Source organism: Flavobacterium cryophilum (assembly GCF_048286555.1).
Lineage (GTDB): Bacteria > Bacteroidota > Bacteroidia > Flavobacteriales > Flavobacteriaceae > Flavobacterium.
The window spans coordinates 179,924-193,792 of record NZ_JBLVPZ010000004.1 but is presented as its reverse complement, the minus strand read 5'-3'; the positions used below and the strand labels follow the sequence as shown (position 1 = coordinate 193,792).

The window sequence follows — 13,869 nt, the reverse complement described above, 5'->3', positions numbered from 1 at the left end:
TTTTTTATATTTGTGCCGACACTAATCCAAATGATTATGAAAAAATACACTGCTATACTCCTGCTCCTTTTATCAACCACATTCACATTTGCACAGAAAAAAGAAAAAATAAAAGGCTCCAAAACCGTAACTATAGAACATAGGGAAGTTGGGAATTTTGAGTCGCTTACCGTTGAAGACAATCTCGAAGTACACTTGGAAAGAGGTGAAAAAACCGAACTAAAAATCGAAGCTGATGAAAATTTGCACAATATAATTTCACTGGATTTAAGAGACAATATGCTTCGTATTTACACGACAAAACAAGCCGCCAATTACAAGAAACTAATTATTAGAGTAACTTACAGCAATGATTTAAACCTGATTACATCTAAAAATGAAGCGACTGTGAATGCAATTCAGGAAATTTTATTGAATGATTTGACACTTAGAACATACGATACTTCCAAACTATTTTTGAATGTGAGTGCTAAAAACTTTGTGTTACAATCTGATGATAAATCAAAAATAGAACTCAATTTAAAATCCGAAAATACTACCATCGAATTAAGTAAAAATGCATCTTTGAAAGCCTTGGTTGCCACAACTGATTTGAAAGTGGATTTATACCAGAAATCAGAGGCAACTATTGAAGGAGATGCGACGAATGCCATAATTAGAACAGATAATAACTCGAGCTTCACAGGAAATAAGTTAGTTGTAAAAAATGTTGATGTAACTACAGAAAGTTATTCCAATTGCAGCGTAAATGCAGTAACAACAGTTATCATAGACGCTGCTGATAAATCAGAGATCCAACTTGTGGGCGCTCCAAAAATTGAAATCAGAAAATTTGTAGATGAAGCAAAATTGATAAAAAAGTTGAAATAGAAAATCCTCTCCCTCACTCGCTACAAAGACGAGCTAGTAAAAAATGGATTGATTAAGGGGTCTATTAACCAACAAAAAGTCCCACTTGCTAAAGCAAATGGGACTTTTTCCTTTTGAAAAGTTAACCAACAGAACGTTCGGCAACCTATCTTTTATCTTAAAAAAAATTAAATTAATTTTATTCTTTAGAAGCCAAATAGCGTTCGGCATCAAGAGCAGCCATACAACCTGTTCCTGCTGCAGTTATGGCCTGACGATACACATGATCCGCAGCATCACCCGCCACAAAAACGCCATCAACATTTGTTTTTGATGTTCCTGGAGTATTGATAATATATCCAGTTTCGTCTAACGCGATATAATCTTTGAAAATATCTGTATTTGGTTTGTGACCAACAGCTACGAAAAAACCAGTTACGGGAATGTTAAAAACCTCGTTTGTAGTTTTATTTAAAGCCTTAACCGCAGTCACTACTTGTTCATCTCCTAATACTTCAATCGTATCGTGATTCATTAATATGGTAATATTCGCTGTTTTACGCACGCGTTCTTCCATAATTTTAGAAGCTCGGAATTTTTCGCTACGCACTAACATGGTTACTTTTTTACAAAGTTTTGATAAATAGTGTGCTTCTTCACAAGCTGAATCTCCTGCTCCAACGATTACTATTTCTTGATTTCTATAGAAAAAACCGTCACAAACGGCACAAGCAGAAACTCCGCCACCCATTTTCAAATAGTGTTGTTCTGATGGTAAACCTAAATATTTAGCTGATGCTCCAGTAGAAATAATAACTGTCTCACAGTGTAATTCTTTAGTATCATTGATCCAAACTTTATGAACGTCACCTGAAAAATCAACTTTAGTTGCCCAACCATCCCGCACATCAGTACCAAATCGTTGTGCTTGCAATTGCAATTGCACCATCATTTCAGGTCCAGTTATTCCTACAGGATTTCCTGGCCAGTTTTCTACTTCGTTAGTCGTTGTTAGTTGGCCTCCAGGCTGAATTCCTTGATATAAAACAGGATTCATGTTTGCTCTGGCGGCATATATTGCGGCAGTATAACCTGCTGGACCAGAACCTATAATAAGACATTTAATTTTTTCGATTGTATCTGACATAGTTACGATTATATATAATTTTTAACAGTGCAAAAATAAGTCATAATTACTGTAGTATAGAACCTGAATAATCAGTTTTTGTTATTCTATAATAAAAAAATCCCTTCTGTTGAGACAGAAAGGATTTTTAGTCGGGGTGGCAGGATTCGAACCTGCGGCCTCCTGCTCCCAAAGCAGGCGCGATAACCGAGCTACGCTACACCCCGAAAGCGGCTGCAAATATACCACTATTTTTGGCTTATGCAAAACTATTTCCCAAATTAATAACGAAATTTATTTGTTTTGAAAATCAAGGGTCAGCTGTAAAATAATTTATTTTTTCACGGCGTAGTCAACAACAACTCCCCCAGCCTATAAGGAAATTTAAAGCTTCTTCGAGCTGCTCTCAATTTTTTTTTGACAGAAAAGCCTAACTAATGGAAGCTCCATTAAAGACTCTATAAAAAACTGGGAGTAGCTCAAGAATTTGTGGCATACCTCTGGAATAGCTACTTTAAAATAAAATCTGTTTTAGAAATGGGATTTGTCAAATAGCGACTAATCAAGCTTTAACAAATGTTAACAAAATAGATTTTTAGAAACCATAAATAATTGTATTTTTACGGTTCAAAATTTAGAAAAATAAATGGGCAAAATCATTGCGATTGCTAATCAAAAAGGTGGAGTAGGAAAGACTACAACGTCAGTTAATCTTGCCGCTTCACTGGGTGTTTTAGAAAAAAAAGTATTACTTATCGATGCTGATCCACAGGCAAATGCGTCTTCAGGATTAGGTATTGATGTTGAATCAGTTGAGATTGGTACATATCAAATTCTGGAACATAGTCATACGCCGAAGGAGGCCATCATAAAATGTTCCGCCCCAAATGTGGATATTATTCCATCCCATATAGATCTGGTTGCTATTGAAATCGAATTAGTCGATAAAGAAAACAGGGAATATATGCTTAAGAAAGCATTGGAGAGTGTCAAAGACGACTACGATTATATCATCATCGATTGCGCACCATCTCTTGGATTGCTTACTTTAAATGCCTTGACTGCTGCTGATTCTGTGATTATTCCTATTCAATGTGAATATTTTGCGCTGGAAGGTTTAGGGAAATTATTAAATACGATAAAAAGCATCCAAAAAATTCACAATCCGGATTTAGACATCGAAGGGTTGCTTTTGACCATGTTTGACTCGAGATTACGTCTATCAAACCAAGTAGTTGAAGAGGTTCAAAAACATTTCAACGACATGGTTTTTGACACGATCATTCAAAGAAATGTAAAACTGAGCGAGGCGCCAAGCTTTGGAGAAAGTATAATAAATTACGATGCAACAAGCAAAGGAGCTACTAATTACTTGCATCTGGCTCAAGAAGTTATAAAGAAAAACAGCAAATAGTTTTATGGCAAAAGCAATAAAAAAACAAGCCTTAGGAAGAGGATTATCTGCGTTATTGAAAGATCCGGAAAACGATATAAAATCCGTAAACGATAAAAATGCCGATAAGGTTGTAGGCAATATTATAGAGCTAGAAATTGATGCGATTGAAATAAATCCGTTTCAGCCCAGAAGCAATTTTAATGAGGAATCATTGCGAGAATTAGCGACTTCTATCAAAGAATTAGGCGTTATTCAGCCTATTACCGTGCGTAAATTAGACTTCAATAAATACCAATTGATTTCTGGTGAGCGTCGTCTTCGTGCGTCGACTCTTGTGGGATTGACAACAGTTCCTGCATACATTCGTATTGCAAATGACAACGAATCATTGATTATGGCTTTGGTGGAAAATATTCAGCGCCATGATTTAGATCCAATTGAAATTGCACTATCGTACCAGCGTTTAATTGATGAAATTCAGCTGACTCAGGAACAAATGAGTGAGCGTGTAGGCAAAAAAAGGTCTACAATCGCTAATTATTTGAGACTTTTAAAACTGGATCCAATAATCCAAACTGGAATTCGAGATGGTTTTATCAGTATGGGTCATGGTCGTGCGATAATTAATATTGAAGATCAAGATATTCAGACTGATATTTATCAAAAGATAGTCAGTCAAAACCTATCTGTTCGAGATACGGAAGCGTTAGTCAAAAACTATCAGGAAAGTTTAAAACCAAAACCTGCCGGCAAGCCAAAAGCAGCTTCATTTGAAATTGCTGAAGCTCACAAAAGCACTTTTACAAATTATTTTGGAACCAAAGTTGATGTTAAAGTAGCGGGAAACGGTAAAGGAAAAATCACTATTCCATTTCATTCTGAAGAAGACTTCAACAGAATTATTAAATTAATAAACCAGTAGTGCATAAAATTATTTTCATAGGTCTATTTATTTTAATTGCAGGAAATACTACTGTTTTTGCCCAAACGGAAACAGAAGCAGTGCTTGTCGCTACAGATACTTTGAAATCAAATGACATTGATCCGTTGACTCCTGCAAAAGCAGCTTTTTTTTCGGCTATTTTGCCGGGTTTAGGTCAGGCTTACAATAAAAAATACTGGAAAATACCGCTCGTATACGGAGCATTAGGAACCAGCGTTTACTTTTATATTGACAGCAACAGGAAATACCACCAATACAGAGATGCTTACAAAAGCAGATTAGAAGGATATATTACCGATGATTTGGCTTTCTTAGATAACAATCGATTGATTGCCGGACAAAAATTTTACCAACGAAATCGAGATTTATCAGCCTTGGTAACCTTGGCATTTTATGCATTAAATATTATAGATGCTAATGTGGATGCCGCTTTAATACAATTCAATGTGGATGAAAACTTATCAGTAAGACCCGTTCTTTATCCAAATGATGTAACATTAAAGACTAATGTTGGACTAACATTTAATTATAATTTTTAGAATCCAAAATTAGCCTACAAACTTTAATAAAGAAAGAACAGTTCATTATGTCATTAATTAATAAGATTGGAAAGAAAAATTTTTTTATCATTACGACAGTTTTACTATTAATCACCTTAGTAAATTATTCAGAAATTAAAGAACTTGATTCGATTCGCATGAATACCTTCTTTTCCGGATTTTGTGCTGGGGTTTTAATAGGGCTCATAATTGCAGGAATTGTAAATTATTCAAAATTTAAAAAATAAACAAATGAACATTGCGCTTTTAGGATACGGAAAAATGGGCCAGGTAATTGAAAGAATTGCGGTGGAGAGAGGACATAAAATCGTTTTGAAAAAAGATCAAAACAATACTTTTGATGGTCTTTCTAATGCTGATGTGGCTATTGATTTCAGTGTTCCAACAGCTGCAGTCAATAACATTTCCAGTTGCTTCCATGCTAATGTCCCTGTAATTTCAGGTACAACAGGCTGGTTAGAACATTATGATGAAATGGCGCTACTTTGCGCAGAAAAAAACAGCGGCTTTATCTCTAGCTCCAACTTTAGTTTAGGTGTGAATATTTTCTTTGAATTAAACGACCATTTGGCTAAAATTATGTCAAAATTTGCTAATTACACCGTTGATATAGAAGAAATTCATCATACCCAAAAACTTGACGCACCAAGTGGTACTGCAATTTCACTTGCCAAAGGAGTAATTGAAAATAGTTCGTACACCAACTGGACTTTAGACAAACCAGAAACGAACCACACGAGTGATACCGAACAGGGGAAACAAATTCACATCGAAGCCAAAAGAATTGGGACCGTACCCGGAACACACACCGTCACCTACAATTCTGTTGTGGATGCTATCGAAATCAAACACACGGCACACAATCGTGAAGGTTTTGCTCTTGGTGCTATACTCGCAGCCGAATGGATTGTGGGGAAGCAAGGAATTTTCACAATGAAGGATGTGTTAGAATTAAATAAATAGAATTTTAGATCCTTAGAAATCAAAAAACTTTTTGATTTTAGAATAAACAAATAACCGATTAACCAAATAAACAAATTATGTCAGTATATCAATGGTTTATATTTTTTCTGCTTGTACAAATCGTACACTTTATAGGAACATGGAAATTATATGAAAGCGCAGGAAGGAAACGTTGGGAAGCCGCAATTCCAGTATATAATGCAATTGTTTTGATGAAAATTATAGGCCGTCCTACTTGGTGGACGATTTTACTTTTCATTCCAATTATCAATTTAATTATGTTTCCTGTAATTTGGGTGGAAACGATGAGAAGTTTTGGAAAACGAACTGGCTTAGATACTTTTTTAGTGCTTATTACCTTAGGATTTTACATTTATTACATCAATTACACTCAAGATTTAAAATACATAGCGGACAGAAGTTTAAGCCCCGAAAATAAAGCAGCTGACACGGTTAGCTCCTTACTTTTTGCTATTATCGTAGCTACATTGGTCCATACCTATTTAATTCAACCTTATACAATTCCTACCTCTTCATTAGAAAAATCCTTATTGGTAGGTGATTTTTTATTTGTAAGCAAAATGAATTATGGCGCTAGAATCCCAATGACAACTGTAGCATTGCCAATGGTTCACGACTCAATCCCTATATTTCAAAAAAAATCATACCTAACTTGGCCGCAATTACCTTATTTGAGATTACCGGGAATTCAAAACATAACCAGAACGGACATTGTTGTTTTCAACTGGCCTGTTGACACTGTATACCGGTTTTTTGATACTTCCCAAAGACGCGCTTTTAAACCGGTAGACAAGAAATCGAATTATGTAAAAAGATGTGTTGGAATTCCAGGAGACAACTTGTCCATAAAAGACGGCATGATTTATATTGATGGAAAGCTGTTGGAAATGCCCGAAAGAGCAAAACCACAATTCTCCTATAAAGTAGCATTAGATGGAAAAACGCCAATCGATTTTGAATATTTACTGAAAGAGATGGACGTAACTGATCCGGTAATGGTTACCGATCAAACGCAAAGAGACACATTATTCTTTAGTGCATTGACAGCTGCCGGTGCAGAAAGATTAAAAAAAATACCCGGTATTACTGCCGTTACCAGACAAATAGCCACGGATGTAGATCGCTCTAATCATGGGAAAGGTGTTTTTCCACACCTTAATAAGTGGAACAGTGACAACTACGGCCCTGTTTATGTACCAGAAAAAGGAAAAACTGTCGCTTTAACAACGGAATCATTGCCATTTTATAAAACGATAATTACGGATTACGAAACAAACGAAAATGGCGATAAAAACGACCTTAAAGTAACAGGAAACGAAATAAGATTAAACGGAAAAGTAGTGAAAGATTATACTTTTCAACAAAATTATTATTGGATGATGGGTGACAACCGTCATAACTCAGAAGACAGTCGTTTTTGGGGATTTGTCCCTGAAAATCACATTGTAGGGAAACCGATTTTTATCTGGTTAAGTTGGGACACTAACGGTAAGGGGTTAAATAAAATACGTTGGGACAGAGTTTTTACTACTGTGAACGGTGAAGGTCAACCTCAATCTTATTTTAAATATTTCTTAATTGTATTAGCAGTATTCTTCATTGGAGATTACTTCTGGAAAAAAAGAAAAGAGAGCAAAAATTAGTCAAAAGATTCATGGTCTAAAGTCATAAAGTTTATTTAATCTCGCTTTATGACTTTAAACTTTATAACTTTGAAAACTTTAGACAAACATGAACATTCTCATCCATCCTACCTACTTTCCATCGACAAGCCATTTTGTAGCCCTGGTACAATCGGACAATATCACCTTTGAAATAGAAGATAATTTCCAGAAACAAACGAATCGCAACCGCACTTACATCTATAGCCCAAACGGAATTCAGTTATTGAATATCCCGGTGAAACATTCGAAAGAAAGCCATCAAAAGACAAAAGACATCAAAATTGAAACCGATTTTGACTGGCAAAAACAACACTTCAAATCATTGGAAGCCGCATACAGAAGCTCCCCTTTTTTTGAATTTTTTGAGGATGATATCAGACCAATTTTTGAAAAAAAACATGCCTTTTTACTGGATTTAAATTTTGAGGTTTTAGACATTCTATTAAAATGTTTCCGCCTGAAACTGGACTACACGAAAACAACTGAATACTTTCCTGAAATTGACACCACTTCGATCACAGATTGTAGAGCTTTGGTAAACGGAAAAAAAGACTTTTCTTTATTCGAAAGTTACACGCAAGTTTTTGATGACAAACATGGTTTCATCAACAATCTCAGCGTTTTGGATTTGCTCTTTAATGAAGGGAAATATGCGTTGGATTACTTAAAAAAACAAGAACTCATTCTAAAATAGAATACGAATTTCGATTTTATTCAAAAGACAATCTTGCCATAATAGGAAAATGATCTGAGTTAATAAATTTCGGGTAATTATTAAACTTCTTTACTTTTATTTTTTCGTCAGCAAAAATATAATCAATTCTAGCGGGATAATACCTGAATTTATACGTCGCGCCAAAACCTTTACCTGCTTCTTCAAAGCTATCCTTTAACTTCCCTTTTATGCCGCGATATACGTAAGAAAACGCACTATTATTCATGTCTCCGCAAATGATAATTGGATACGGGCACTTCATCTTATGCGCTATAAAAATCTCTGCTTGTTGCTGCTGCTGCTTGAACGCTTTACTGATCCTAATAAATAACATTTGTGATTTCTGCTGATTAATTGCGTCGATATTTTCATCAATTTCATTAACATCAGGAGAAATTTTAATGGACTGTAAGTGCATATTATAGACCCTGATAATGTCCTTTCCTTTTTTTATATCTGCAAAAACAACGTTATTACTGGAATTTGGAAATATAATATTTCCTTGATCAATTATTGGAAATTTAGAAAAAATTGCCTGCCCCGTTTTAATTTGGTTTCCATCCGTAAAAATATACCGGTGAGGATACACTTTCAAATCAATATCAGCAGAGGATGAGTATTCCTGCATACACAATATATCTGGATTTTCATCATTAATGAAGGTGAGAATATCGGAAGGAACGTCGTCTCTGTCAATCCATTTAAAAACATTAAACAGTCTAACGTTATAACTCATCACGGTAAAATCTTTTTCTTCTTTGGCAAATTCAGGAGACGAAAACTTATAAAATTTATTTATAAAAGTAATTCCTATCAATAAAACCAACCCCGAAACGATCAATTGCTTTTTGAACTGCAATGCCCAATACACAAAAAATAAGCCATTTAAGATAAAAAAAAGCGGCATAAAAAGTGTCAAAACAGATAAAAGCGGGAAAGATTTTGGCGCCAAAAAAGGTAAGACATAGGCAATAAATGTCACAATAGTGAGTACTATATTCAAAAAAAACATTCCGCTATTAAACCATGAAAGATTTTTCATTTTCTATATTTTATATTAAGACAATCGCTAAAATCTCATTGATTATTTGCCAACTTTGAACAAGAATTCTTTTTCTTCTTTTGTCAAACTATCATACCCTGACTGACTGATTTTATCTAAAATTTCGTCAATCTGTTGCTGAGACTTATCTTTTGCGACAATTTTTGAAACGCTTTTTACGAGCGGCTTATTGTAATTTTTATGTACTTTTTTGAAAGGAGTAGCCGCGTTTTTTTTGAACAAATTTGTAAAAAAATGTAAAACACGAGATACAATTTTACTTAAATCTGTACCATTTTGGATCAATTTAATAAAAATAAAACCAAAAAAAGCTCCTGAAAGATGAGAAATGTGCCCACCCATATTTTCTGACCGGAGTTGCATCAAATCAATAATTATAATGACGGCAGTTATATGCCATAACTTGACATTTCCAATAATTAATAATCGAAGATCCATCAAAGGATTATACGTAGTAGTTGCGACTAGTATCGCCATAATAGCGGCAGAGGCACCTACAATTGGAGCACTAATATTTAAAACATAAAATACCACTAGATAAGTAATTCCAGCAAAAATAGCACTCAAAACATACAACCCTAACAATTGCTTTTCAGTAAAGTACGTCATAAATAATCTGCCCGAAAAATTCAAAACAATCATATTAAAAACGATATGCATAATTCCGGCGTGAAAAAAAGAATACGAAAGCAACGACCACGGCTTCCAGAGTAAAAGCGCCGGATTAGAGGACAGACTTACATATTGAATATAGTCGATATTGACACCCAACAAAGATAAAAGCGCAAAAAACAACCACGGAAACACAAACAAAGCTGCATTCCAGTAGATTAGCCTAGTCACAATGCCTCCCATCTTGTATTGTAATTTCAGGTCGTCAATAATATTCATAATTTACTTGGGTTTTAATAGCTGCTGTTTACGTTGTTCAACTATAAAGGATGGTACAATTTTAATTCCAACGGTTTTTATTGAACTGATTTTTCTTCCAATACCACATAATGATAAATCCAAACAAAGCACCACCAACGTGTGCGAAATGAGCAATTCCTCCGCCTCCAAAAATGGATTTTCCTGAAATTCCTAAATACAAATCGACTAATACTAAACCTGGAACAAAATATTTTGCTTTTATTGGCACAGGAATAAACATCAAAGCCAATTCAGCATTAGGAAACATAAAAGCAAATGCTACTATCGTTCCATAAATAGCTCCAGATGCGCCTACTGCAGTACCAACATAAGCGCTTGTGAAATTTTGAAAATCAGAAACGGATATAAATTGTTGCCATCTTGTATCTATTCTACCCTCATTTAAAAGTTGTAAAATTTCTTGTTTTGGAAATCCGTTGGTGATCAAAGTATCCAAACTATCTTGAAAATGGTAATAATTGACTCCGGTGTGCAACAAGGCAGCTCCTAATCCACAGGAAATGTAGAAAAACAAGAATTTCTTACTACCCCACATTTGCTCTAAAGCAGATCCAAAAGAATACAACGCAAACATATTGAAAAAAATATGCATGAAGCCTCCATGCATAAACATGTGCGTCACCGGTTGCCACAATTGAAAACTTGGGTTTTCAGGAAAATACAAGGCTAATATTCTATACGCTGGATTTGTGGGATCAAAACCCCCTAAAGCAAGTGTACCAACAAAAAATAAAACGTTTATAATTATTAATTGTTTTACTGTCTCAGTTACGTTTCTCATAATGCAAATTTTTTATCTAAATCTTCCACACGCATCGTGATGAAAGTGGGTTTATGGAATGGGGAAACATTTGGGTCTTTACATGCAAAAAGTCCGTTTACCAAATTTTCCTGCTCTTTTTCAGTAAGGTGCGTTCCTGTTTTTACCGCCAAACTTTTAGCCATAGATTTGGCAATAGTATCGTTCTGACTGAAACTGCTTTCCGGTATTCCATCCTGCAAATCACTCAATAATTGCTCTAAAACTAAAGAAACTTCACTCTCCGTTACATTAACAGGAATTCCTGAAATCACAATATGATCACTATTATTTTGTTCAAAAACAAAACCGGTATTCATCAACGAAAGCTGTAATTCAGCGATAAGATTCATTTCGCTTGACGAAAAAAACAAGTTCAAAGGAAATAATAACTGCTGGCTTGACGCTTGATTAACAGTCATACTTACTAAAAACTGCTCATACAAAACCCGTTGATGCGCGCGTTGCTGATCGACAATTACCATGCCCGATTTAATCGATGAAACAATATATTTTTTATGAATTTGGTACGTTTTATGAACGGAATGCTCTACTTCTTCGTCATTAAATAAAGAGGAAGTGACTTCTTCATTTTCGAAAGTCAAGTGTCCTATTTCATCCATATCTTGTTTTAGGCCTACATATAAACCTTCCCAACTAGCTGTTAATTCTGGTTTCTTGTAATTGGAAAAATGTTTATTGGGTTTATCGTCAGAAAACGGATTAAAGGTACCATCCACCTGAATCGTCGGTGTAGCTCCCGCTAAATCTTTGTAATGATACGGGGTATCTAAATTAGAATCCCGGTCAAAATCCAAAACCGGACCTACATTAAACTGACCCAAACTATGTTTTATTGAAGCTCTTAAAATAGCATATAACGCATGTTCGTCATCAAATTTAATCTCCGTTTTAGTGGGATGGATATTGATGTCAATAGTATTAGGCGGCACTGATAAATATAGAAAATAACTAGGCTGCGCACCATCCTTCAAGATTCCGTCATAGGCAGCCATCACGGCATGATGCAAATACCCACTTTTTATAAAACGATCGTTAACAAAGAAAAACTGTTCACCGCGATTTTTTTTAGCAAATTCAGGTTTGCTTACAAATCCCTGAATCATCACTATTTCAGTTTCTTCTTGAACTGGCACTAATTTTTCATTGGTTTTACCCGAAAAAATAGTGACAATTCGTTGCCTTAAAGTAGAAGGCGGTAAATTGAACATTTCACTGGCATTGTGATAAAACGTAAAATGTATTTTTGGATGAGCCAAAGCCACACGTTGAAACTCATCTACAATATGGCGGTATTCCACCGTATCTGATTTCAGAAAATTGCGTCGCGCCGGAATATTAAAGAATAAATTTTTGACTGCAAAAGAAGTTCCTTTTGGCAAAACAGCAACATCTTGTGATACGAATCTACTGCCTTCAATGATAATGTGCGTTCCTAGTTCTTCTTGATCTTGTTTGGTTTTCATTTCTACATGAGCAATCGCCGCAATAGACGCTAACGCTTCCCCACGAAAACCTTTAGTATGTAAAGAAAATAAATCTTCCGCGTGACGAATTTTAGAAGTGGCATGCCGTTCAAAACACAAACGTGCATCAGTAACACTCATTCCTAAACCATTATCTATAACTTGCACTAATGCTTTCCCTGCCTCTTTCAGAATTAATTTTATATCCGTTGCTCTGGCATCTACTGCATTTTCAAGCAGCTCTTTGACAACTGAAGCAGGTCTTTGAACAACTTCTCCAGCAGCTATTTGATTGGCAACATGATCAGGAAGTAATTGGATTATACTCGACATTAAAAAATTTAGGTTTAAAGTTTAAGGTTTTTTAAAACCAAGTGGCACAAATTTAATGAATTTCTATTGGGTTTTATTATTAAAGTACGTTTAAAAAACAAAAAAACACAACCTAAAAATTCGGTATAGTCGACTTTGTCCAGAACTAATTTTAACCAGCCTAATCTTTTAATTTTGCCATAATCCAAAACAGAATGCACGTGCAAAAACTGCATTTAATTCCAAATGAAATATCAAATATAACAAGCGCATTTTTAAAGTCAAATGACTGATATACAAGATTATAAAATAAAAATTTTACAACTTTTTAACAAAATTATATACTCCTTGTACAGGTTTAAAAGTTAAATTTGTTTCTTCAAACGAGTTAACAACTAAAAACATTTATTATGAAAGCGAGCAGTGAAAAACAAGAAAACGCAAAAGAAGAATCTAAAAAAGGAGCTGTAAAAGCAAAACCAGATGCGGCACAAGGATTACGAGATTTTTTTGAAGACGGATTAAAAGATATTTTGTGGGCAGAACATGCGCTGACCAAAGCACTACCTAAAATGGCGAAAAATGCCACCTCTTCTAAACTAATATATGCTTTTGAAAATCATTTAAAAGAAACAGAAGAACACGTTGTTCGCTTAGAAAAAGTTTTTGAATCTTTGGGTTTGAAACCCGTCAGCAAAAAATGTGATGCAATGGAAGGATTACTAAAAGAAGCCGATGGCATTATGGAAGAAACCGAATTAGGAGTAGTACGAGATGCAGCAATTATTGCCGCAGCACAAAAAGTAGAACACTATGAAATTGCAACCTATGGCACGTTACGCGCTTATGCCGTGACACTCGGCGAAAATAAAGCAGCAGCTTTATTAGCGAAAACTCTTGAAGAAGAAAAAAATGCAGATGTATCGTTAACAGAAATTGCACTATCTGAGATTAATCTTGATGCAGCGCACGCACAAGCCTAATATTTTCGGCTGGTACATTGTACTTTATATAAGCGATTTGAACCGATTTCTTAGT

At 34.9% G+C, this 13,869-nt stretch carries 13 protein-coding genes and 1 tRNA gene; 8 read left to right on the top strand and 6 right to left on the bottom strand.

The features are described 5' to 3' along the window. The first annotated feature begins 36 nt into the window (after positions 1-36). Positions 37-870: a GIN domain-containing protein gene (locus ACNQGJ_RS08795; protein WP_417973840.1), complete on the top strand. Its 834-nt coding sequence runs from the start codon at positions 37-39 to the stop codon at positions 868-870. A 178-nt stretch (positions 871-1,048) separates the two neighbouring features. Here the strand turns inward: ACNQGJ_RS08795 and trxB are convergent, their stop codons facing one another. Both trxB and ACNQGJ_RS08785 read right to left on the bottom strand, forming a co-directional pair. Then, a complete protein-coding gene (trxB, locus tag ACNQGJ_RS08790; RefSeq protein ID WP_417973838.1) occupies positions 1,049-1,996 on the bottom strand; it encodes a thioredoxin-disulfide reductase in 948 nt (315 codons plus the stop codon). Between the two features lie 131 nt (positions 1,997-2,127). Continuing rightward, positions 2,128-2,202, bottom strand: a tRNA-Pro gene (locus ACNQGJ_RS08785). Between the two features lie 419 nt (positions 2,203-2,621). On the opposite strand from ACNQGJ_RS08785, the gene ACNQGJ_RS08780 reads away from it, so the two are divergent. The 6 genes from ACNQGJ_RS08780 to ACNQGJ_RS08755 all read left to right on the top strand — a co-directional run bounded on the left by ACNQGJ_RS08780 (position 2,622) and on the right by ACNQGJ_RS08755 (position 8,216). Beyond that, the gene (locus ACNQGJ_RS08780) at positions 2,622-3,389 is read left to right on the top strand and encodes a ParA family protein (RefSeq protein ID WP_417973836.1); all 768 of its coding nucleotides are present in this window, start codon (positions 2,622-2,624) and stop codon (positions 3,387-3,389) included. Between the two features lie 4 nt (positions 3,390-3,393). Beyond that, complete coding sequence (locus ACNQGJ_RS08775; protein WP_417973834.1) at positions 3,394-4,293, top strand: ParB/RepB/Spo0J family partition protein; 900 nt, start codon at positions 3,394-3,396, stop codon at positions 4,291-4,293. After that, on the top strand, positions 4,293-4,853 hold the full coding sequence (locus tag ACNQGJ_RS08770; protein ID WP_417973833.1) for a DUF5683 domain-containing protein: 561 nt from the start codon (positions 4,293-4,295) through the stop codon (positions 4,851-4,853). Before ACNQGJ_RS08775 ends, ACNQGJ_RS08770 begins: the two co-directional genes overlap by 1 nt. Before the next feature lie 252 nt (positions 4,854-5,105). Further along, entirely contained in the window at positions 5,106-5,837 is a 732-nt protein-coding gene (gene dapB / locus ACNQGJ_RS08765; RefSeq protein WP_417973831.1) for a 4-hydroxy-tetrahydrodipicolinate reductase, read from the top strand. A gap of 77 nt (positions 5,838-5,914) precedes the next feature. Next, positions 5,915-7,501, top strand: coding sequence for a signal peptidase I (gene lepB, locus ACNQGJ_RS08760; protein ID WP_417973829.1), 1,587 nt, complete (start codon positions 5,915-5,917; stop codon positions 7,499-7,501). Between the two features lie 88 nt (positions 7,502-7,589). Then, the gene (locus ACNQGJ_RS08755; protein WP_417973827.1) at positions 7,590-8,216 is read left to right on the top strand and encodes a WbqC family protein; all 627 of its coding nucleotides are present in this window, start codon (positions 7,590-7,592) and stop codon (positions 8,214-8,216) included. Positions 8,217-8,232: 16 nt separating this feature from the next. Here the strand turns inward: ACNQGJ_RS08755 and ACNQGJ_RS08750 are convergent, their stop codons facing one another. The 4 genes from ACNQGJ_RS08750 to mutL all read right to left on the bottom strand — a co-directional run bounded on the left by ACNQGJ_RS08750 (position 8,233) and on the right by mutL (position 12,852). Further along, positions 8,233-9,279: an endonuclease/exonuclease/phosphatase family protein gene (locus ACNQGJ_RS08750; RefSeq protein WP_417973825.1), complete on the bottom strand. Its 1,047-nt coding sequence runs from the start codon at positions 9,277-9,279 to the stop codon at positions 8,233-8,235. 42 nt (positions 9,280-9,321) lie between these two features. Then, complete coding sequence (locus ACNQGJ_RS08745) at positions 9,322-10,191, bottom strand: rhomboid family intramembrane serine protease (protein ID WP_417973823.1); 870 nt, start codon at positions 10,189-10,191, stop codon at positions 9,322-9,324. 61 nt (positions 10,192-10,252) lie between these two features. After that, entirely contained in the window at positions 10,253-11,014 is a 762-nt protein-coding gene (locus ACNQGJ_RS08740) for a rhomboid family intramembrane serine protease (RefSeq protein WP_417973821.1), read from the bottom strand. Then, positions 11,011-12,852 carry a DNA mismatch repair endonuclease MutL gene (gene mutL / locus ACNQGJ_RS08735; protein ID WP_417973819.1) on the bottom strand — a complete coding sequence of 614 codons (1,842 nt, stop codon included), beginning with the start codon at positions 12,850-12,852 and terminating at the stop codon, positions 11,011-11,013. The genes ACNQGJ_RS08740 and mutL overlap by 4 nt, the downstream gene beginning before the upstream one ends. 389 nt (positions 12,853-13,241) lie before the next feature. Between mutL and ACNQGJ_RS08730 the strand changes: the two genes are divergently transcribed. Further along, a complete protein-coding gene (locus ACNQGJ_RS08730; protein WP_417973817.1) occupies positions 13,242-13,814 on the top strand; it encodes a YciE/YciF ferroxidase family protein in 573 nt (190 codons plus the stop codon). Positions 13,815-13,869: the final 55 nt, after the last annotated feature.